Origin of the sequence: Thermoflexus sp., assembly GCF_042408815.1 — a bacterium.
GTDB lineage: Bacteria > Chloroflexota > Anaerolineae > Thermoflexales > Thermoflexaceae > Thermoflexus.
This window is the reverse complement of sequence record NZ_JBHOQR010000002.1, coordinates 238,914-258,577: the sequence shown is the minus strand read 5'-3', so window position 1 is coordinate 258,577 and position 19,664 is coordinate 238,914. Positions and strand designations below refer to the sequence as shown.

At 63.9% G+C, this 19,664-nt stretch carries 15 protein-coding genes; 12 read left to right on the top strand and 3 right to left on the bottom strand.

Going from position 1 to position 19,664, the window contains the following annotated elements:
* The first annotated feature begins 7 nt into the window (after positions 1–7).
* The 9 genes from ACFMO3_RS01315 to selB all read left to right on the top strand — a co-directional run bounded on the left by ACFMO3_RS01315 (position 8) and on the right by selB (position 11,040).
* Positions 8–514: an AIR carboxylase family protein gene (locus ACFMO3_RS01315; RefSeq protein WP_376788625.1), complete on the top strand. Its 507-nt coding sequence runs from the start codon at positions 8–10 to the stop codon at positions 512–514.
* Positions 515–541: 27 nt separating this feature from the next.
* Positions 542–2,038 carry an amidophosphoribosyltransferase gene (purF, locus tag ACFMO3_RS01310; RefSeq protein WP_376788624.1) on the top strand — a complete coding sequence of 499 codons (1,497 nt, stop codon included), beginning with the start codon at positions 542–544 and terminating at the stop codon, positions 2,036–2,038.
* Positions 2,035–3,360, top strand: coding sequence for a phosphoribosylamine--glycine ligase (gene purD / locus ACFMO3_RS01305; RefSeq protein WP_376788623.1), 1,326 nt, complete (start codon positions 2,035–2,037; stop codon positions 3,358–3,360). The genes purF and purD overlap by 4 nt, the downstream gene beginning before the upstream one ends.
* Before the next feature lie 13 nt (positions 3,361–3,373).
* On the top strand, positions 3,374–4,396 hold the full coding sequence (gene purM / locus ACFMO3_RS01300) for a phosphoribosylformylglycinamidine cyclo-ligase (protein WP_376788622.1): 1,023 nt from the start codon (positions 3,374–3,376) through the stop codon (positions 4,394–4,396).
* A 49-nt stretch (positions 4,397–4,445) separates the two neighbouring features.
* Positions 4,446–5,063, top strand: a complete 618-nt coding sequence (purN, locus tag ACFMO3_RS01295) for a phosphoribosylglycinamide formyltransferase (protein WP_376788621.1) — start codon at positions 4,446–4,448, stop codon at positions 5,061–5,063.
* A gap of 219 nt (positions 5,064–5,282) precedes the next feature.
* Positions 5,283–6,773, top strand: a complete 1,491-nt coding sequence (glnA, locus tag ACFMO3_RS01290; protein ID WP_376788620.1) for a type I glutamate--ammonia ligase — start codon at positions 5,283–5,285, stop codon at positions 6,771–6,773.
* A gap of 90 nt (positions 6,774–6,863) precedes the next feature.
* Entirely contained in the window at positions 6,864–7,505 is a 642-nt protein-coding gene (locus tag ACFMO3_RS01285) for a LysE family transporter (protein WP_376788619.1), read from the top strand.
* Between the two features lie 333 nt (positions 7,506–7,838).
* Positions 7,839–9,065, top strand: a complete 1,227-nt coding sequence (locus ACFMO3_RS01280; RefSeq protein WP_376788618.1) for a hypothetical protein — start codon at positions 7,839–7,841, stop codon at positions 9,063–9,065.
* Between the two features lie 64 nt (positions 9,066–9,129).
* Positions 9,130–11,040: a selenocysteine-specific translation elongation factor gene (selB, locus tag ACFMO3_RS01275; protein ID WP_376788617.1), complete on the top strand. Its 1,911-nt coding sequence runs from the start codon at positions 9,130–9,132 to the stop codon at positions 11,038–11,040.
* On the opposite strand, the gene mutL is transcribed toward selB, so the two are convergent.
* Both mutL and ACFMO3_RS01265 read right to left on the bottom strand, forming a co-directional pair.
* Positions 11,037–12,683, bottom strand: coding sequence for a DNA mismatch repair endonuclease MutL (mutL, locus tag ACFMO3_RS01270; protein ID WP_376788616.1), 1,647 nt, complete (start codon positions 12,681–12,683; stop codon positions 11,037–11,039). The genes selB and mutL overlap by 4 nt on opposite strands.
* Before the next feature lie 94 nt (positions 12,684–12,777).
* The gene (locus tag ACFMO3_RS01265) at positions 12,778–13,863 is read right to left on the bottom strand and encodes a response regulator (RefSeq protein ID WP_376788615.1); all 1,086 of its coding nucleotides are present in this window, start codon (positions 13,861–13,863) and stop codon (positions 12,778–12,780) included.
* A 383-nt stretch (positions 13,864–14,246) separates the two neighbouring features.
* Between ACFMO3_RS01265 and mutS the strand changes: the two genes are divergently transcribed.
* Together mutS and ACFMO3_RS01255 are read left to right on the top strand one after the other, a co-directional pair.
* Complete coding sequence (gene mutS / locus ACFMO3_RS01260) at positions 14,247–16,856, top strand: DNA mismatch repair protein MutS (protein WP_376788614.1); 2,610 nt, start codon at positions 14,247–14,249, stop codon at positions 16,854–16,856.
* Positions 16,857–16,988: 132 nt separating this feature from the next.
* The gene (locus ACFMO3_RS01255; RefSeq protein ID WP_376788613.1) at positions 16,989–17,909 is read left to right on the top strand and encodes an HD domain-containing protein; all 921 of its coding nucleotides are present in this window, start codon (positions 16,989–16,991) and stop codon (positions 17,907–17,909) included.
* On the opposite strand, the gene ACFMO3_RS01250 is transcribed toward ACFMO3_RS01255, so the two are convergent.
* The gene (locus tag ACFMO3_RS01250; RefSeq protein WP_376788612.1) at positions 17,888–19,063 is read right to left on the bottom strand and encodes a hypothetical protein; all 1,176 of its coding nucleotides are present in this window, start codon (positions 19,061–19,063) and stop codon (positions 17,888–17,890) included. The two genes, ACFMO3_RS01255 and ACFMO3_RS01250, sit on opposite strands and share 22 nt — an antisense overlap.
* Before the next feature lie 118 nt (positions 19,064–19,181).
* Here ACFMO3_RS01250 and ACFMO3_RS01245 point away from each other — a divergent pair, with 118 nt between their 5' ends.
* Positions 19,182–19,538 carry an NADH-quinone oxidoreductase subunit A gene (locus ACFMO3_RS01245; RefSeq protein WP_376788611.1) on the top strand — a complete coding sequence of 119 codons (357 nt, stop codon included), beginning with the start codon at positions 19,182–19,184 and terminating at the stop codon, positions 19,536–19,538.
* Positions 19,539–19,664 lie beyond the last annotated feature (126 nt).

Here is a 19,664-nt window from a genome sequence, read left to right as displayed (position 1 = left end):
GGCAGCCGTGGCGAGGCCGCTGGTGGTCATCCTGATGGGGTCGCGATCGGATCTGGAACACGCGCGGGCGGTGATCCGCGCCCTGGAGGAGTTGGGGATAGATTGGGAGCTTCGTGTTGCCTCCGCCCACAAAGTGCCGGATTATCTGCTGGGCATGCTTCGACAGTATGAGGCTGATCCCCGCCCTAAGGTTTACATCACCATCGCTGGGCGTTCGAACGCCCTGAGCGGGCTGGTGGATGGCCAGGTGCTGGCGCCGGTGATCGCCTGCCCGCCGATCTCTGAATCCTTTGGGGGGGCAGATATCTTCTCCTCGTTGCGCATGCCCGGCGGCATCGCCCCAGCGGTGGTGCTGGATCCGGCGGGGGCAGCTCTTCTGGCAGCAAAGATCCTGGGCCTACATGACGCCTCGATCCGCGAGCGGGTTGCTGCCATGCAAGCACAAAGTCGACAACGGCTGCTCGCGGATGATGAGGCAGTCCGCGCCCTTCGTCCCGCGGCTCAGGAGGCCTGAGGAGAGGAAGAAAACAAGGAGGGAGCCATGAGGGTCTGGATGGCCCAGCGCGAGGGGGATGATCCGCGGGAGGCGTGCGGGATCGTGGGGCTGTGTTCGGAGGATCGCCCAGCGGCGCCGCTGGTGATGATGGCGTTGTGTGCCCTCCAGCACCGTGGCCAGGAGAGCGCCGGCATCGCCACCAGCGATGGCCATGTGGCGTATCTACACAAAGGGATGGGTTTGGTTTCGCAGATCTTCCATGAGGGGATCCTGCGTTCGCTCCGGGGCCATCTGGCCATCGGTCACACCCGTTACTCCACAACGGGGGTTGCTCATCTCCAGAACGCTCAACCCTTTCTCAGTGAGACTCTCCTTGGCCCCCTGGGCATTGCTCACAACGGTAACTTGGTGAATGCGCTCTCTCTCCGCCGGCGCCTCCTGGAGCGGGGTGTGGGCCTCTCCTCCGGCAGCGATAGCGAGCTGATTCTGCAGATCCTGGCCTCCCCACCCGAGGCCTGGGGATTTGCGATGGCCTTGGAGCCCGACGGGGATCCGTGGGTCCTCCGCCTTCGGAGCCTGTTGCGGTTAAGCCCGGGGGCCTACGCTCTGGTCGTTCTCACTCGTGATGCCATCTATGCCGTTCGGGATCCTTACGGGTTCCGTCCTCTGTGCCTGGGGGAATGGGAGGGAGGATACGTCGTGGCGTCGGAATCTTGTGCCCTCTCGATGATTGGGGCGCGCTATGTGCGGGAGATCGCCCCAGGGGAGATCGTGCGGCTCAATCCGCGGGGGGTGACCTCTTTCGCCGGAGGCATCCCCCCTTCCCCCGCCTTTTGCATTTTTGAATATGTCTACTTCATGCGCCCGGACTCCGAGCGGGAAGGGGGCACTGTGTATGCGGCACGCCTGGCCCTGGGGCGTCAGCTGGCCCGAGAGGCGCCCGCGGAGGCAGATCTGGTCATCGGAGTGCCGGATTCCGCCACCGCTCACGCGATCGGCTACAGTCTGGAGAGCGGGATCCCCTTCGTAGAGGGATTGTTGAAGAACCGTTACGTGGGCCGCACCTTTATCCAGCCCGATGATCGAACTCGAAAATGGGGGGTTCGTTTGAAATACAGCCCTCTGCGCGAGGTGCTCCAAGGCCGTCGGGTGGTCCTGGTCGACGACTCGATCGTTCGTGGGCACACCACTCGCCAGTTGGTCCAACTCCTCCGGGAAGGAGGGGCCTCAGAAGTTCATCTGCGTATTGCTTCTCCTCCGATCCGCCACCCTTGCTTCATGGGAATCGATATGGCGACTTATGAGGAGCTGATCGCCCATCGCCTGGACGAGGAGGGGATCCGCCGTTTCGCGGGTGCGGACAGCCTGGCCTTTCTCAGCCTGGAGGGGATGCGCCAGGCCATCCAGGAGACAATGCCGGTTCCCGAGGGGGGATACTGCACCGCTTGCTTCTCGGGCCGATATCCCGCGCCTCTTCCGGAGGAGATCCAGAGCCATCCTTTCCCTAAGCTGGCCTTTGAGGGAATCCGGAGCGTGCGATGAGGAAGGGGAAACGGGTCCTGGTGGTGGGGTCGGGTGGCCGGGAACACGCCCTGGCATGGGCGCTGGCCCGTGCGGCGGAAGTCGAAGTGGTTTATGTGGCCCCAGGCAATGGGGGGACGAGCTGGCCGCCGGCTCTAGGGGCTGGCGGCCTCCAACCTCGGGCTCCGGCTCTCCGAGTGCCCATTGGCGCGGAGGCCATTGGCACGTTGCTGGACTTCGCCCGAACGGAAGGGATCGATCTCACCGTGGTGGGCCCAGAGACCCCATTGGCGCGGGGGATTGTAGATGCCTTCCAGGCAGCGGGCCTCCGGATCTTCGGGCCCACCCGTGCCGCCGCCCGCATCGAGACCTCAAAGGCCTTTGCCAAAGACCTCATGCGCTCATGGGGTATCCCCACCCCCGACTATGCCGTATTCCATGACTTCGAGAAGGCACGAGCTTACTTGCGTGCCCGGCCAGGTCCGGTAGTGGTCAAGGCCAGCGGTCTGGCAGGCGGCAAAGGCGCTTTTGTGTGCGAAAGCTTAGAGGAAGCCGAAGAGGCACTGTTTCGTCTCATGCGCGAACGTATCTTTGGAGAAGCCGGGGACACCGTGGTTATCGAAGAGCGGTTGTATGGATCCGAGGTCTCTCTGCTGGCTCTCAGCGATGGATGGACCGTGCGGCCGCTGCTTCCGGCTCGGGACCACAAGCGGCTGCTGGACGGAGATCAAGGTCCCAACACGGGAGGGATGGGGGCCTATGCTCCAGTGCCCGATATAGGACCCGACGCCGTGGAGCGAGTGGTTCGAGAGATTGTTGAGCCTGTGCTGGAGGCACTGGCCCGACAGGGAACCCCCTTTGTGGGGGTCCTCTACGCTGGCTTGATATGGACGGACCGTGGACCTTTCGTGCTGGAGTTCAACGCCCGCTTCGGCGATCCAGAGGCTCAAGCCCTCCTCCCGCTATTGGAGACAGACCTGCTGGAGGTGCTGGAGGCATGTGTGGAGGGCCGTCTTGGAGATGTGGACTTGCGCTGGCACCCAGGTGCCTGCGTCACCGTGGTCCTGGCAGCCCCCGGATATCCCGGGCCGGTCCCAGAGGGGCTCCCCATAACGGGTTTGGAAGACGCGGCGGCCCAGGAGGGCGTGTTGATCTTCCACGCTGGCACCCGGCGGGAGGGGAATCGAGTGCTCACCGCCGGCGGGCGGGTCCTGGCCGTCAGTGCCATCGGCGCGGATCTACCTGGGGCAGCTGCCCGCGCCTACGCGGCTGTGGAACGTATCCACTTTGAGGGGATGCATTATCGCCGAGACATCGGCCGATCGCACGTTGCCCTCTCATAAGGAGATGGGGAAGATGAGAGCAAAGGTCTACGCACAGGCCGGGGTGCACCAGGACGTCGCCCGGGAGATCCGAAGGCGGATCGCAGACACCGTCCGCTCCACTTACGGATCGGAGGTGATCGCCGGGATAGGAGCCTTCGCGGGTCTCTATGAGGCAAAGGCCCTTCGGGGAATGGAGGATCCTATCCTGGTGGCCTCCACCGATGGGGTGGGCACCAAGTTGAAGGTCGCGGCCCGCTTGAACCGATGGGAAACCATCGGCCATGACCTGGTCCATCATTGCGTGAACGATATCCTGGTGTATGGAGCCCGGCCCCTATTTTTCCTGGATTACATCGCCGCGGATCGTCTCGATCCCGATGTGATCGTCCGCATTGTGGAGAGTGTGGCGGCTGCATGTCGGGGGGTAGGTTGCGCGCTGCTGGGAGGGGAAACCGCCGAGCTTCCGGGGGTTTATGCGCCGGGGGAGCTGGACCTGGCCGGCACCATCATCGGCGTGGTGGAACGCCAGCGGATTCGGGAGGGCTCTCGCATCCGACCGGGGGACCGCCTGCTCGCTCTCCCTTCGAGCGGCCTTCACACCAATGGCTACAGCCTGGCCCGCATGGTGCTGGCCGAGCTGGATTGGGAGCAACCCCTTCCGGAGCTCGGGACCTCTATTGGTGAGGCGCTCCTCGCTCCTCATCGCTGTTATCTGGAACCGATCCGGCGCCTCGAGTCAGCGGGCGTCGATCTGAAAGGGTTGTGTCATATCACGGGAGGAGGCGTGTATGAGAACCTGCCGCGCGTCCTGCCCCGCGGCGCTGCAGCGGTTCTGCATCGGGGGACATGGCCGGAGCCGCCTATCTTCGGGCTCATTCAGCGCAAGGGGGGGATCTCCGACCAGGAGATGTTTCACGTATTCAACATGGGCCTGGGCATGCTGCTGGTGGTTCCCCCTCAGGATGTGGAGCTCGCGCTGGCCACATTGCCGGGGGAGCTTCGAGTGGTGGGGGAGATCGTAGCCGGAGAGCAGGAGGTTCAAATCCAAATGTGAGGACGGCGATGGTTGTCCCGCTTCTCAACGAGGGGGGTGGAGCCTCTGAATGGAGCCGCGAGGTCGGCTGGTGGTGATGATTTCCGGGTTCGGAAGCAACCTGCAGGCGATCCTCGATGCCTGCAGGGAGGGCCGTCTGTGGGCCGAGGTGGTGCTGGTGGTCTCCAATCGGAAGGACGCCTATGGCCTGATCCGCGCGGCCCGGGCGGGTGTGCCCACGCTGTATTTCCCGCTTCGACCGTATCGGGAGCGGGGGCTGGACCGGATCGCCTATGATCGGGATCTCGCGGATCAGATCGCCTCTTACCGGCCGGATCTCATCGTCCTGGCCGGGTGGATGCACATCCTGAGCTCGGCCTTTCTGGATCGGTTCCCCGGCCGGGTGATTAACCTTCACCCAGCCTTGCCAGGCATGTTCCCCGGTCGCGACGCCATCCGACGGGCCTTCGAGGCCTACCGGCGGGGGGAGATCTCCTGTAGCGGCTGCATGGTGCATTATGTCACTCCGGAGGTCGATGTCGGGCCGGTGCTGGTTCAGGCGGTGGTCCCCCTTTACCCAGAGGACACCCTAGAGCGTTTCGAAGCCCGCATGCATGAGGCGGAGCACCGGATCCTCCTGGAAGGGATTCAGCGTGCTTTGGAGCGCATTCGAACGGTCTCTTCTTAGTTAAAACCAGCCATTTGTAGCCCATCATAAGCCATTCTATGGATGGAAACGTTCATCATCCGGAGTCCCCTCCTTCGGTTGCTTGGACCCCCCCTTCAGAGGGGCATTGTGCATGATGCACAAACAGGGGTTTTCGGATTTTGGCCTCTGCGCCCGTAGCCGGAGCTCGTGCCTCCTTTTACAATTGGGGAAAATTTCCGAGCCGTGAAGGAGGTGGCGATGGCCCGGCAGACCATCACCGAAGTCGCCCGTGAGGTCCTGGAGCGCAGCAATGGGAAGGCCCCGAAGCCGCTCACCAAACCGAAGGACGTCATCGAGTTCGCCCGCGCTCAGGGCGTGGCGATCGTGGATCTCAAGTTCGTGGATCTGCTGGGGACCTGGCAGCATTTCAGTATCCCCGTCACCGAGCTCTCCGAGGAGGTTTTCCAAGAAGGGCTGGGCTTCGACGGTTCCAGCATCCGGGGCTTCCAGTCCATCGATGAGAGCGACATGATCCTGATCCCGGACCCCACCACAGCGGTGGTGGATCCGGTCTGCGAGGTGCCCACGCTCAGCCTGATCTGCGATGTGTATGATCCGGTGACCCGTGAGCCCTACACCCGGGATCCCCGTTACATCGCCCGCAAGGCGGAGGCGTATCTGAAGCAGAGCGGCATCGCCGACGTCAGCTACTGGGGTCCGGAGGTGGAGTTCTTCATCTTCGATCACATCCGCTTCGACCAGGGGGCCCATTACGGGTTCTACTTCATTGACTCCGAGGAAGGGATCTGGAACAGCGGGCGGGACGAGGGGCAGCCGAACTTGGGCCACCGCCCGCGCTGGAAGGAGGGCTATTTCCCGGTGCCCCCGGCGGATTCCCTCCAGGACCTGCGCTCGGAGATCGTGCTCCGCCTGATCCAGGCTGGCATCGAGGTGGAGACCCATCATCACGAGGTGGCGACCGGCGGCCAGTGCGAGATCGATATGCGTTTCAAGACGCTTACCTGCATGGCCGATCAGGTGATGATGTATAAATACATCATCAAGAACGTGGCCCGGGCCCATGGGAAGACGGCCACCTTCATGCCCAAGCCGCTCTTCGGGGACAACGGATCGGGGATGCACGTGCATCAGAGCCTGTGGAAGGAGGGTCGTAATCTCTTCTGGGATGAGCGGGGTTATGCGGGTCTCTCAGAGTTGGCCCGCTATTACATCGGTGGGATCCTTTACCACACGCCGGCCCTGCTGGCCTTTTGCGCCCCCACCACCAATTCCTACCGCCGGCTGGTCCCCGGGTATGAAGCACCGGTGAACCTGGTCTACTCCCGGCGCAACCGCAGCGCCGGCATCCGCATCCCAATGTATTCGGATTCCCCCAAGGCCAAGCGAATCGAGTATCGCTGCCCGGATCCCTCGGCGAATCCCTATCTGGCCTTCGCCGCCATTCTGATGGCCGGGCTGGATGGCATCCAGAAACGCATCGATCCGGGAGACCCGGTGGATGTGGATCTCTATGAGCTGCCGCCGGAGGAGGCGCGCCGGATCAAACAGGTGCCGGGCTCTCTGGATGAAGCCTTGAGGGCCCTGGAGCAGGATCATGAGTTCCTGCTCCAAGGCGGTGTTTTCACCCCCGATGTGATCGAGACCTGGATCGAGCTCAAACGCAAAGAGGTGGACGCCATCCGCCTCCGGCCGCATCCGTATGAGTTCTACCTCTACTATAGCGCCTGAACCAGGTCTCCTGTCGGATGGGGGGCGGGAGGACATGCCCTCCCGCCCCCCGTGCATTTTCCTGTTCCCATCTTCTCATCGGAGGGCTTCATGGAGTGGATCTTCCTTCGCGGGTTGCTGCTCAGCCTTTCCCTCTCCATCCCCTTGGGGCCGGGGAATCTGGCCATGCTGCGGGCGGGGCTCCGCAGCGGGTGGAGAGGGGCAATCCTCACCGGCCTGGGGACGGTGGCGGGGGATCTCACCTACTTCACCCTGGGCCTGCTGGGGGCAGCAACCCTTCTTTCGCAATGGCCGGCTCTGGGAACGGGCCTCGCGGCAGCCGGAGCCGTCCTGCTGATCGGATTGGGGGGGCTGACCCTTCGGGAGGCATGGCGGGGAGTGACGGTTTCCCTGAAACCGATGGCCTCATCCTCCCGGCTGTTCCTTACCGGGATGGCGATCACCTTGACGAATCCAATGGTCCTCCTCTGGTTCGCGGCCATCGCCTCCACGATGCTCCGCCTGGGGATCCCAGAGGTCACGCCTTCGACGGTGGCGGTGTTCTATGGAGGCTTCATGACGGGAAGCCTTCTGTGGGTGGGGGTGCTGGGTCTGATAACCCAAAGGAGCATCCAGCGGCTCTCCCCCCGGGTTCTGCGCGTCCTGACCTTGTTATGCGGTCTGACCATGCTCACGCTGGGGGGATGGAGCGGAGCTCGGCTGCTCGGAGGATTGGGTTCCTTCGCGGGTTGACCGTGCGCCAGGGTCAAGGGGAGGAGCGGATCCTTATAAGGGTTCGCCCTCCCCCTTACGCTGTTAACAGATTCGCCTGCCTCCCACACCTCTATGGTTCTCCAACCCCTCACCGGTTGCCTGTCGCGAAAAACCCCCTGCCTTTCTCGAATATCCCCTGCGGATCCCTCCGTCGGCATGGCGCTATCCTTGCCGTCCCGGGATTGTCAGGATGGATCTCAGGACCAACCTGCATTATGATTTTCTATAAGCCTGTGGTTGGGGTTTCGATGAAGACAGGGGACAACTTCGCCCTCTGACCTCAGAAATCCGCTCCACCTTAGGAGGTGCGCCGTGCAGCCACAGCTCGAAATGGAGCTCGCTCAAACCCGACAAACGGTCCTTTGGCTGGAGCAGGAGCGTCGCAAGGATAAAGAGACCATCGCGCTCCTCCAGCAACGGGTCGATCAGTTGTCGGCTCTCCTGGATCAGGCCCGGGAGCAGATCCGTCAGCTCACCGATGCGCTGAGGTCCGTCCAGGCTCAGGCCGCTCGCCCCATCTCGATGGAGTCCGTTTCCCCTCGCCTCCGGGAGGAGATGACCGCTATCCTGGATCGACGCCTGGGGGAGCTGGAGCGACAGTTTCGCGAAAGCCATGCCATCCTTCAGCTTCAGATCCAGGATCTTCAGCGCTCCGTCCATACCCTTCAGGAAGACGCGCCCCGCCTGGAGCGAGTGGAACAGGAGCTGGCCTCCCGCCGCGCCGAGCACGACCGCCTACTGCAGCAGGTTCAGGCTCAATCCCGCCGCATCGAGGAAATCGGCCGCGCCCTGGAGGAAACACGGCCTCGCTTGACCTACCTCGAGGAGCAGGCCCGACAGACCGCCAAACGGGTGACCGATGTGGAGCAGGGGCAGGTGGATCAGCGCAAGCGGATCGAGGGGCTGGCCCAGCGTTTTTCGTCCCTGGAAGAAGAGATGCGCAAGGATTCCCGTCGTCTGGAGCCCATAGAGGTTCGTCTGGAGGAGCTGGAAGGTTCTATCGAAGCTCTGCGTCTGGCGGATCTGCAACACGGCCAGGCCTTCCGCCGATTGGAGCAGCATGTGGAGGAGCGCCTGGCTCGCATCGAGGATTACCATGCGACCCTCCATCAGCTCCGGGATCTGGCGCGGGAGAGCCGGCAGGCTCTGGAGGAGCTGGGAACGCTGCGCGAGGGATGGGAGCATCGCCTGAAGGAGATGACGGAGCTCATGCGGTTGAATGAGACGCGGTGGAAGCAGGAGTGGGAGGAATGGCAGACGGCGCAGGAGAAACGCTTCCATCAGCTGAATCGCCTGCAGGAGGAGCGCTGGGCCGAGCACAGTCGGGAGCATCGGGATCTGGAAGGCCGGGTGGAGCGTCTGGAGCGCCAGTGGCCGCGCCTGGAGCAGGTCCTCCGCGGGCTGCTGGAGGAGCAGGAGGAATGGGCCCGTCACCTGTGGGATGGAGCCCGTTCGTGGAGTCAGAACCACGAACAGCGGATGAGTCGTTTGAAGCAGAGCCTGAGGGAAATCCCCCCAAGCAAGCCTCCTGCGCCATGATCCCTTTTCAAGGGAGAACAGCAGACCACCGCGATGGATGATGGCCCGAATGGGAGGAGCGGGCATGCCTGTAATCGCCACGGCTGGCCACGTCGACCATGGGAAATCGGCTCTGGTGGAGGCCCTCACCGGTATCCATCCGGATCGTCTGAAGGAAGAACAGATCCGGGAGATGACAATCGACCTGGGCTTCGCCTGGCTGACCCTGCCGGATGGGGAGACAGTGGGGATCGTGGATGTGCCGGGTCATATGGACTTCATCGAGAACATGCTGGCCGGGGTGGGAAGCATCGATGCCGCTCTCCTGGTGATCGCGGCCGACGAGGGCGTGATGCCGCAAACCCGAGAGCATTTCGCTATCCTCACCCTGCTCGAGATCTGCAGCGGCGTGGTGGCCCTGAATAAGATCGACCTCGTGGATGAGGAATGGCGGGCCCTGGTGGAAGAAGACATCCGCGCCATGCTCCAAGGGACCTGCTGGGCGAGCGCCCCGGTGATCCCAGTGTCCGCCCGAACTCGAGAGGGTCTGGAACGACTGGTGGAAGCCCTCCAGGAGATCCTGTGGCGCTGCCCCCCACGCCCCGATTTGGGACGGGCGCGCCTCTCCATCGATCGGGCGTTCACGATGCCGGGCTTCGGGACGGTCGTGACCGGGACGCTGTTGGATGGTTGCTTTCGGATCGGGGAGGAGGTGGAGATCTGGCCCTCGGGGCTTCGGGCTCGCATCCGGGGTTTGCAATCCTATCGCCGTCGAGTAGAGCAGGCTCGCCCGGGCTCCCGGACGGCCATCAATCTCAGCGGGATCGCTCCGGAAGATCTCCGTCGGGGCGATTGGGTGACGGTCTTAGGAGTGTTCCAGCCAACCCAGCTTCTGGATGTGTATTTGATCCACTGGGCAGGATCCCCTCGCCCTCTTTCTCATTTCGCCGAGGTGAAATTCTTCCACGGAGCGGCCCAGATCCTGGCCCGGGTCCGGTTGCTGGATCGGGAGGAGCTGCGGCCGGGGGAATCCGGGTTGGCCCAGATTGCCCTGAGCCGTCCGACGATCGCCGCCCCCGGAGATCGCTTCCTCCTCCGCTGGCCCTCTCCCTCGATGACCCTGGGAGGCGGCGAGATCCTGGATGTGCATCCAGAGCGACGCCACCGTCGGTTCCGTTCGGAGGTTCTCTCGATGCTGCGCACCCTTCACCAGGCGGATCCGATCACCCGGTTGCGGGTCTGGCTGGAAAGCGCGGGGCTCCTCTCGCTTCCAGAGGCTTCCCGACGGCTGGCGTTGCCCCTCGGGCGGGCCCGTGAGCTCCTGGAGCGTCTGACGGCGGAGGGCGCGGCGGTTCCCCTCGGAGAGGGCCTCTGGGCGGCGCCCAACTGGCCGGAGCGGGCGATCCGGCAGCTCATCGAACAGGTGGAGGCTTATCATCGGCAGAACCCCTTGCGTCCGGGCATGCCGCGCGAGGAAGCGCGGAGCCGGTTGGGATGGCCGCCGGCGTTGTTCGAGGCGGCGGTGCGGGCCGCGGTGATGGAAGGCCTCCTGGAGGAAGCTGGGCCGTTGATCCGGCGGTCCGGCTTTCAGGTTCGACTGAATGAGGCGCAAGCCCGGCAGGTAGAGGCCTGTCTCGCCAGGATCCGACAGGATCCATGGCATCCGCCCACCCCCCGGGAGATTGAAACCATGCTGGGCCGGGATCTTGTCCAGGTCCTGCTGGACGAAGGCCGTCTGGTCCGCCTGAGCGATGAGGTCATCATGCTCATGGAAACCTGGCAGGAAGCCGTCGAGCGCATCCGGGCCTATCTCCAGGCCCGCGGGACGATTTCCGCAGCGGAGGCGCGGGATTGGCTGAGGACCAGTCGCAAGATCGCGGTGGCTATACTGGAAAAGATGGATGCGATGGGGATCACCCGGCGGGTGGGGGACGTGCGGGTGTTGGCCCAGGGCCCTGAGGTGGGCATGGAGACCCGAACTCCTGGGTCAGGTTAACGGCGCAGGAATCGGCGCTCGATCTCCTCCCGGCTCAGGAGGAACCAGGCCGGGCGGCCGTGGGGGCAGGTGGACGGGGACCAGGCTTCGAACAGGGCATCGAGGAGCGCCTGCATTTCCTCAGGGGAAAGGCGGTCACCGGCCTTGACAGCGGCGGCGCATGCCAGACGCATGGCGATCCGCTCTCGAGGATCGCCGCCCCCTCGCCGGAGTGCCGGGATTTCCTCCAGCACGGCGTTCAGCAAGATGTGGACGGATACGCTTGCCAGCGGAGCAGGCAGGGCCCGGACCACGAAGGTGTTCCCTCCAAAGGGTTCGATGTCGACCCCCAGGCTTCGCAGGGTCTCCAGCTCCATCTCCAGCTGCTCGGCTTCCCGAGGGGAGAAAGCAAGGACCGCGGGGGAAGGCAGGGAGGTGGAATGGCTTCCGGACCATAGCTGCTCGAAAATCACCTGCTCATGGGCGGCGTGCTGATCCACCACAATAAGTCCCTCTTCGCTCTGAGCCAAGATATAGCTCTGGAGCAGCTGGCCCAGCGCCCGCCATCGGGGTGGCCGGCTGTATTCCATAGTCGGCTCTCCCAGCCGCCGCATCGGCGGCGGTTCCTCAACCGGCCACAGCGTGGGGAGTCCTTCTGGATAGGGGAAGCTGGCCAGGGCGGTCTGCACTGCCTGGCTCACTCCCCAGTAAACCGAGCGCTCCTGAGAGAACCGCACCTCCGCTTTCTGCGGATGGACGTTCACGTCCACAAAGGAAGGGGGGAGCTCGATGTGGAGGATCGCCAGGGGATAGCGGCCGGCGGGCAGCCGCCCGGCGTAGGGTCGCTCCAGCGCCACCGCCAGCAATCCGCTGCGCACCGGCCGCCCGTTGACATAGAAATTCTGGAAGGCCCGGGAAGCCCGTCCCAAGGTGGGCCGAGAGATCAGACCGTGGATGTGGAGATCCGCCGCCTCCCAGGACACCGGGATCAGCTCGTCGGCGACCTCTCGCCCCCAGATGATCGCCGCCCGTTCCAGCAGGGTCCCGGGCGGCGTCATCAGGACCTCCCGGCCATCGATGATCAGCCGGAACGCGACCTGTGGGTAGCCCAGGGCGTAGCGGTAAACGGTTTCCCGAATCCGTTCGGCTTCCCGGAAGGGGGATTTGAGAAAGCGACGTCGGGCTGGGGTGTTATAGAAAAGGTCCCGGACTGTTACCACGGTCCCTGGGGGACTGGCGGCCGGATGCACGGCGCACTGGCCTTCCTCCGCGATCAGGCGGGTGCCCTCCGTTTCCCCGGGGGTGCGGGTGAGGATCTCCACCCGCGCCACGGCGGCGATGCTGGGCAGTGCTTCCCCGCGAAAGCCCAGGGTGCGCACGCGGCCCAGGTCCTCGGCCGTCTGGATCTTACTGGTAGCGAAGCGGGCCAGGGCCAGCGGCGCCTGATCCCGGGGGATGCCATGGCCGTTGTCGGCCACGCGGATCAGCGCAAAGCCCCCTTCCCAGGCCTCAACCTGGATAATAGTGGCCCCTGCGTCCAGCGCGTTCTCGATCAGCTCCTTCACCACTGAGGCGGGCCGTTCGATGACCTCCCCCGCCGCGATCCGCGCCGCCACGTCTGGATCCAGAACCCGGATCACCGGAAGTTCATTTGAGGATCGCATCTCTCCAGCTATTACCAATGCACCTCGCGGATCGTTAAGGGTTTGAGGACGACGAGATAGGCGATTTCACCGCCTATCCCAACTATTCTTACCCCTATCGGCGCATGACCACCAGGTAGAGGGGCATTCGGACGAACGCTGGGGCCTCCGTCCATGGCCGCACCGGCAGGAGTCCCTGAATTGCCTCATGGAAGGACGGGGTGAGCAGGATTTCACCTTCCGGGGCCAGGGCGGCCAGCCGCCGGGCAGTTTCCACGACCTCGCCGATCGGCGTGTAATGCCGATAGGTCGATCCCCCCAGCAGTCCAATCAGTGCAAGCCCCCGGTGAAGCGCGAAACGGGGGATCAGCTGCAGCGGCGGGGGAAGCTCCCGATGCAGTCGACGGATCCGCTCCCGAAGGACCAGGGCCGCCCGCAGGGCCCGAACCGGGTGATCCGGGCAAGGGATCGGCGCGTTGAACCAGGCCATGGTTCCCCCATCCCCCATTGGAGCAGGCGTTCCACCTTCCGCCTGAACGCTCTCATAGAAGAGGCTGAGATGTCGATTCAGCGCCTGATGAAGGGTCCCTGCAGGAAGCCCCTCTCGACGGGTCGCTTCCTGAATTCGCTCCCGGAGCCCGCTCCATGACACGGCCAGGATACTGAGGGGTTGTATTCGGGCCGGACCGATGATCTCGTGAGGGGCCTTTTGCAGAGCCTGCATGATCGGGGAAGGGATGAAGGATCGCAACAGGTTCCACCAGCGGAGGGGGTAGGTCTTGAGCGAGGCGATGCGCCGGCCCAGGCGCAGCCGCGTGTGGAGCCGGGCTAGGAGCTCGCGGGGATCGTAGGGCTTGGTCACGTAATCCTCCGCACCGATCCGGAGTCCCTCCAACAGTTCTCCGATGGCCGTCCGCCCGGTGAGGATCAGCACCGGGATGTCACGGAGCTGCGCATCCGCCTTCATCGCCCGGCATACCATCAGCCCATCGGCATCTGGCAAGCCGAGGTCGAGGATCACCACATCAGGGCGCCAGGAGCGAAGCCGGCTCCATCCGTGGCGGGCTGTTGCAGCAACTACCACCTCGAAGCCATTCCAGACTAACAGGTCGTGAAGCGCCTTCGCCTCGTTGGGATTATCCTCGATGACCAGCACGCGAGGCGGGTGTCCCCTGCCTTCCCCTGGCTGTTGGGTTGCCATTTGAACGGCCCCTCTCTCGAGGCGGATCAGCGTCTCCTGTTCGGCGTTCCGCTTCTAGGTCTTCGGTGTCCGGTTGCCCGTTTCGTCGGTGAGTTTCTCCTTGGGGCTCTTCTACCTGCTGGGGAGCGGTGGGACGCTTTCTGATGTCGGGATGTCTGAAGTCCGGTTGAATGTCCAGACCCACTCTAAGTGTATACTGATAAGCGTTGCGCGGTGGATTCCCTTTGAAGGGCTCTGAGAAGGGGTGGATGCCATAGACGCCCTGCCCGGGCTATCGAACCGTAAGGCTTCTCCCTTTCCGGCCTTGACCCATGACGACGCGGGTCCGGATGGATCCAGGATCACGGATATAAGTCCTGCGGAAAACGGTGGAGGATTGCGGAATGGAGGACCTCACGCCTATCCGCCGCCAGTATCTGGAGCTCAAACGACAATATCCGGATGCGATCCTGTTCTTCCGGCTGGGCGATTTCTATGAGGCTTTTGATGAAGATGCGGAAATCGTAGCCCGGGAGCTCGATCTCATGCTGACCTCCCGGCCGGTGGGGAAGGGACAGCGGGTCCCGATGGCGGGCATCCCCTATCACGCCCTGGAGCCTTACTTAGCCCGCCTGGTGGAGGGAGGCTATCGGGTGGCCATTGCGGAACAGGTCGGCGATCCGGTGAACGGGTTGATGCCCCGCCGGGTGGTCCGGGTGGTGACCCCTGGGACCGCTCTGGAGCCTGCCTTGCTGGATGAACGGAGGCCGAACTATCTGGCAGCGTGGATCGAAACCGAAGAGGGGATTGGGCTCGCGTATTGCGAGGCCAGCACCGGGCGTTTCGCCGCAACCCAGTGGAGCGGCCCGGAGGCTCGACGCGAGGCGGAGGCGGAGCTGCTGCGGCTGGATCCCCGGGAATGTCTTTATCCGGCCGCTCCCGGCGAGCCAGCCGCGCCGCCGCTGGCCCTACCCGCGGATCGTCTCTCGATTCATTTCACACCCTTTCCCGCCTATCGCTTTGAGCTCGGGGCGGCTCGAACTGCCCTGCAGGAGCATTTTCAAGTGGTTTCCCTGCACGCCTTCGGGCTGGAAGATCGACCGCTGGCCCTGCGGGCTGCTGGGGCGATCCTCCACTACCTGCGGGAAACCCGCCCGGAAGCTCTCTCGATCCTGACCTCCCTGGAATCCTACACCACGGCCGGATATATGGTCCTGGATCCGGCCACCCGGCGCAATCTCGAGCTGATCGAGAGCACGACCGGAGATTCCCGCAAAGGATCGTTGCTTGCTGTGCTGGATTTCACCCGCACTCCCATGGGTGGCCGGCTGCTGCGGTCGTGGATCTCCCAGCCGCTGCGAGATCGAGCGGCCATAGAGGCCCGGCTCGATCAGGTGGAAGCGTTTGTAGAGGATCCCATCGCCCGGGAGCGGATCGCGGAGCGACTGCGGGGGTTCCCTGACCTGGAGCGGCTGGCTGGTCGGGCCCGCAGCGGCCTGGCCTCCCCCCGGGATCTGGCTGCGTTGCGCCGGGCATTGGGGATGATGCCGGAGATCCGGATGCTGCTCCATCGGATGGAGGGACCGCGGGCAGAAGCCCTTCGGCCGCTCATGGCTCGCCTCGATCCCATCCCCGAGCTGCTGGATTGGCTCACCCGGGCGCTGGTGGAGGACCCTCCGGCCACGCTGCAGGAAGGGGGGGTGATCCGGCCTGGTTTCTCGGAGGAGCTGGATCACTGGCGGGCGATGGCGAAGGAGGCGCAGGCCTGGCTTGCGGATCTGGAGCAGCGGGAGCGGGAGCGGACCGGCATTCGTACCCTGAAGGTGGGTTACAACAAAGTCTTCGGATATTACATCGAGATCTCGAAGGCGGCGGCCCGACAGGTGCCCCCGGATTACATCCGCAAGCAGACCCTGGTGAACGCCGAGCGATTCATCACCCCGGAGTTGAAAGAATATGAAACGCTGGTCCTAAACGCGGAAGCTCGTCAGGCGGAGCTGGAGGCGGAACTGTTCCGGGAGCTTTGTCGTCGGGTCGGGGAGGCGGCGCCCCAGCTGCGGGAGATGGCCGGGGCCATCGCGCACCTGGACGGGATCATCGCGCTGGCGGAGGCTGCGGTTCGCCACCGCTATGTGCGCCCGGAGTTGGTGGAGGAAGACGTCCTGGAGATCCAAGGGGGACGGCATCCGGTGGTCGAACGGGCCTTGGCCGGCCGCTTCGTTGCGAATGATGTCCGGCTGGATGAGGAGGGGCGGATCCTCATCCTGACCGGGCCGAACATGGCGGGGAAGAGCACCCTGCTGCGCCAGGTCGCCCTCATCGTGTTAATGGCTCAGATCGGCTCCTTTGTCCCTGCCGATCGGGCCCGGCTGCGACCGGTGGATCGGATCTTCACCCGGATCGGGGCTCACGATGAGCTGGCGGCCGGCCGCTCCACGTTTATGGTGGAGATGAGTGAAACAGCCTACATTCTGCATCAGGCCACGGCGGAAAGCCTGGTGATCCTGGATGAGATCGGGCGGGGAACCAGCACGTATGATGGCCTGGCGATCGCCTGGGCGGTCGTGGAATATCTGCACAACCATCCGAAGCGGCGGCCGAAGGTGCTTTTCGCCACCCACTACCACGAGCTGACCGCCCTGGCGGCGTATCTACCGAGGGTCCGCAACGCCCATATGGCCGTGGCGGAGGTAGAAGGACACATCGTTTTTCTGTATCAGATCCGGCCGGGCGGTGCGGATCGAAGCTACGGGATCCATGTGGCGGAGCTGGCCGGATTGCCCCGGCCGGTCATTCGGCGGGCCCGGGAGCTGCTCCGCCGTCTGGAGCGCGGCGAGCCGGCCGTGCGGCCCCAAGCCCCTCCGCCGGCCGCGCCCCTGCCCCTCTTCGCTGAGCATCCGGTGATCCATGCCCTGCGCCATCTGGATCCCGAAAGCCTCTCCCCGCTGGAGGCCCTTCACAAGCTGTATGAGTTGAAAGGATTGCTTAATCAGGCTTCCCCCCCATCGGGTTAGAAGCTGGGGGATCGGTTCCTCCTCTGTGTTCAAGGATCGGGCCTCTTCGCTCTTCTCGCAGCGCGCTTTGAGCGGTGAGGGGGAGAGGAGACGAGCTCGATTAGTACTGAACCGAATAGGCTGGAGGCTTCCATGAGCAAGGTTCGTGTGCCGCGTCGCCACATCGCTTATCGGGACCATGGCGTGGTGATTGAGATCGCCCCGGATTACCAACAGCTCGCCAGCCGGGCGGACGCTGTCATCCGGGAGATTGTGGATCGCTATCCCAAGACCGCGCGGATGTATGATTCTCTCACCCATGATCCGAAGGTCTCCGCCTGCTGGGATCTGGCTAACTATATGGCGGTCTACAAGTTGAACTACAACGACCACGGCCCGGTCCATGCTCGCATCGCCACTGCGGCCGCGATGCAGATGATGCAGTTGTTGGCCCGGCATGGGGTCGCCTTCGATGTGGTGACTTCGGGGGCTGGGGATCTGGACGATGCCTTCTTGGTGGTTCTGGCCGCGGAGCTCCTGCATGACATCGGGAACATGGTTCACCGGGTCGGGCATATCGAATACAGCGTGGTGCTGGCCGCCCAGCTGCTGCCGCGCTGGCTGGGGGAGATCTACCCGGATCCTGAGCAAGAGCAGCTGATCTTGGGCTTCATCCTGTCCTGCATCGCCAGCCATGATGGTTCCCCACCCCCGCTGACCGTGGAGGCGGCGGTGGTGGCCATCGCCGATGGGACCGATATGACCAAGGGGCGGGGGCGGGCGGCCTTCGACCTGGGCAAGGTCGACATCCACTCCGTATCCGCCCTGGCGGTGGACGAGGTGGAGATCCGGGATGGGAAAGATGTGCCCATTGAGATCGCCGTTTACCTCAGCAACTCCGCCGGGATCTTCCAGGTCCAGGAGATCCTGGCCCGCAAAGTCGTGGTCACTCCCTTAAAGGACCAGGTGCGTATTGTGGTATCGGCCCGACCGGAGACCCCGCTGGCGGATCAGCGGATCATCCAGAAGGTCGTGTTCGAGAACGGACGCTTTCAGGTCGCCCGGGATGAATAGGGACATCCGCCCGCCTCACGATGCGCGCTCTCCTTCACGTCCCCTTCGCGTTCAGGGAAATCCCTCAGAGCGATCTCGCACAGAGCATCATAGCGAGGGGCCAGCGCGGGCCACATCCACGCCGCAAGGGCCTGACGGATCTCCCGGGACCCCAGCGGGGGATCTATCAGGAGGATCCGCAGTCGTTCGGCAAGATCTTCCGATTGGTGATAGGCGCATCGGGGCCAGAACGCCTCTGGGAGTGTGTCCAGGAGCCCGGAGCTCGCCGGGACCAGCGGCCATGGGCCCTCCGACGTGAGGCGCATCAGATGTATGGGGGAATGGGGACGGATGCTTCCATCCACAATGGCCTGAGCCGCCGATGCCCAGCGTTGTGCCTCGGAGGATTCCGGGCTCAGGATCCCCAGGATGCGAGCGCGGAGCTGAGGAGGAAGCCCCTGGACCCGGGGCGTTTCCATCTCCGGGCGCTCGCTCAGGAGCAGCACCTGGAAGTTCAGGGGCTGAAGAGCCGGGCGATCAAGGGCAGCGATCAACATGGGGATCTCTATCGGCTCGCCTCGCAGGAGCCAGAGCACCAGTGGTTTGTGGAAAGACAGGGCTTCAGACCGTGAAGGGAAGGGATCGAAACCGGGAGGCACCACAGCTGCGCGTTTTTCCACCTGAAGGGCGAGTGCCGGCTCATACCGGGAGAGGACGCGGAGGAAGTGCTCGCGCTGCCTCTTTCCGTGAAATAAACAGCGCTCGGCAACCCGGACCGTGCGAAGCTCGACAGCGATTTCCTCCGGCGTGGCAGCTTCCGGGTCGGCCATCCTGCTGGTGTGCCAGTAGATCCAGAGAGGGATCCCAGCCAGCAGATCGCCGATCTCTTCAACAAAGGCCTCCCCGTCCAGGCCATCGGTCAGAAGGACTAGATCGGGCAAGCCGGCGGGATGACGGGAAGGGTCCCGAACGGCGGAGCCGGTCAGGTATCGTCGGATCCGCCGGGCCAGCTGCCTCGCCCGCTCCCGGGCGAGGCAGGAAGTGCCCCCAGAAGGCGTTCGAAGCGAAGGGGGAAGCGTGAACGCGAGGATCTGATGGCGGCTGTGGCGAGCCCAACCTTCGATCCACAACCGGCGTTCGGCCGTCAGCCGGGGATCCACTATCCAGATCTTCATCGTTCATCTCGGGAAGGCGAGATCGTCCCCTGCGACCTATCCGGCGGCCTTGATCTTCCCTGCAGCGCATGATATAATCATTTCGTGTTTGTGACACCTGCCACAAAGGAGGCGGGCCGTGCTTCATGGGTATGCCGTGGTCGGCCTGTATCTTCTGATGTCCTTCGCCCTGCTGGGGGTGACGTTGCTCCTCTGGTGGTTGCTGCGCCCGAAGAAACCCAATCCCCTCAAGCTGGAAGCCTACGAGTGTGGCGTTCAGACCGTAGGGGATACCTGGGTTCAGTTCCGCGCCCAATACTATATTTTCGCCCTTATCTTTGTGTTGTTCGATGTGGAGGCGGTTTTCCTCTTCCCCTGGGCGGTCGCCTATAATCGATTGGGCCTGTATGCGGTCATCGAGATGGCCCTGTTCCTGCTTCTCCTTCTGGGAGGGCTGCTTTACGCGTGGCGCAAGGGTGCGCTGGAATGGGTGTAAATGAGGAGAGGGTGGGCGTGTTTTCGGCGCGCTTATCCCCCAAAGGGCAAGCCCCCTTTTCTCCAGAGTCCTGTTGAATTTTTCAGGCGCATGCTGGGAGATCGAGCGGTTCATTTCCTTGGGCGA

Bases quoted from the DNA above. Each gene is read 5' to 3' on its own strand.
- ACFMO3_RS01255 (WP_376788613.1), top strand. From the start codon at position 16,989: ATGAGCAAGGTTCGTGTGCCGCGTCGCCACATCGCTTATCGGGACCAT.
- glnA (WP_376788620.1), top strand. From the start codon at position 5,283: ATGGCCCGGCAGACCATCACCGAAGTCGCCCGTGAGGTCCTGGAGCGC.
- ACFMO3_RS01285 (WP_376788619.1), top strand. From the start codon at position 6,864: ATGGAGTGGATCTTCCTTCGCGGGTTGCTGCTCAGCCTTTCCCTCTCC.
- ACFMO3_RS01265 (WP_376788615.1), bottom strand. From the start codon at position 13,863: ATGGCAACCCAACAGCCAGGGGAAGGCAGGGGACACCCGCCTCGCGTG.
- purM (WP_376788622.1), top strand. From the start codon at position 3,374: ATGAGAGCAAAGGTCTACGCACAGGCCGGGGTGCACCAGGACGTCGCC.
- purF (WP_376788624.1), top strand. From the start codon at position 542: ATGAGGGTCTGGATGGCCCAGCGCGAGGGGGATGATCCGCGGGAGGCG.
- mutL (WP_376788616.1), bottom strand. From the start codon at position 12,683: ATGCGATCCTCAAATGAACTTCCGGTGATCCGGGTTCTGGATCCAGAC.
- purD (WP_376788623.1), top strand. From the start codon at position 2,035: ATGAGGAAGGGGAAACGGGTCCTGGTGGTGGGGTCGGGTGGCCGGGAA.
- ACFMO3_RS01250 (WP_376788612.1), bottom strand. From the start codon at position 19,063: ATGAAGATCTGGATAGTGGATCCCCGGCTGACGGCCGAACGCCGGTTG.
- selB (WP_376788617.1), top strand. From the start codon at position 9,130: ATGCCTGTAATCGCCACGGCTGGCCACGTCGACCATGGGAAATCGGCT.
- mutS (WP_376788614.1), top strand. From the start codon at position 14,247: ATGGAGGACCTCACGCCTATCCGCCGCCAGTATCTGGAGCTCAAACGA.
- purN (WP_376788621.1), top strand. From the start codon at position 4,446: ATGGAGCCGCGAGGTCGGCTGGTGGTGATGATTTCCGGGTTCGGAAGC.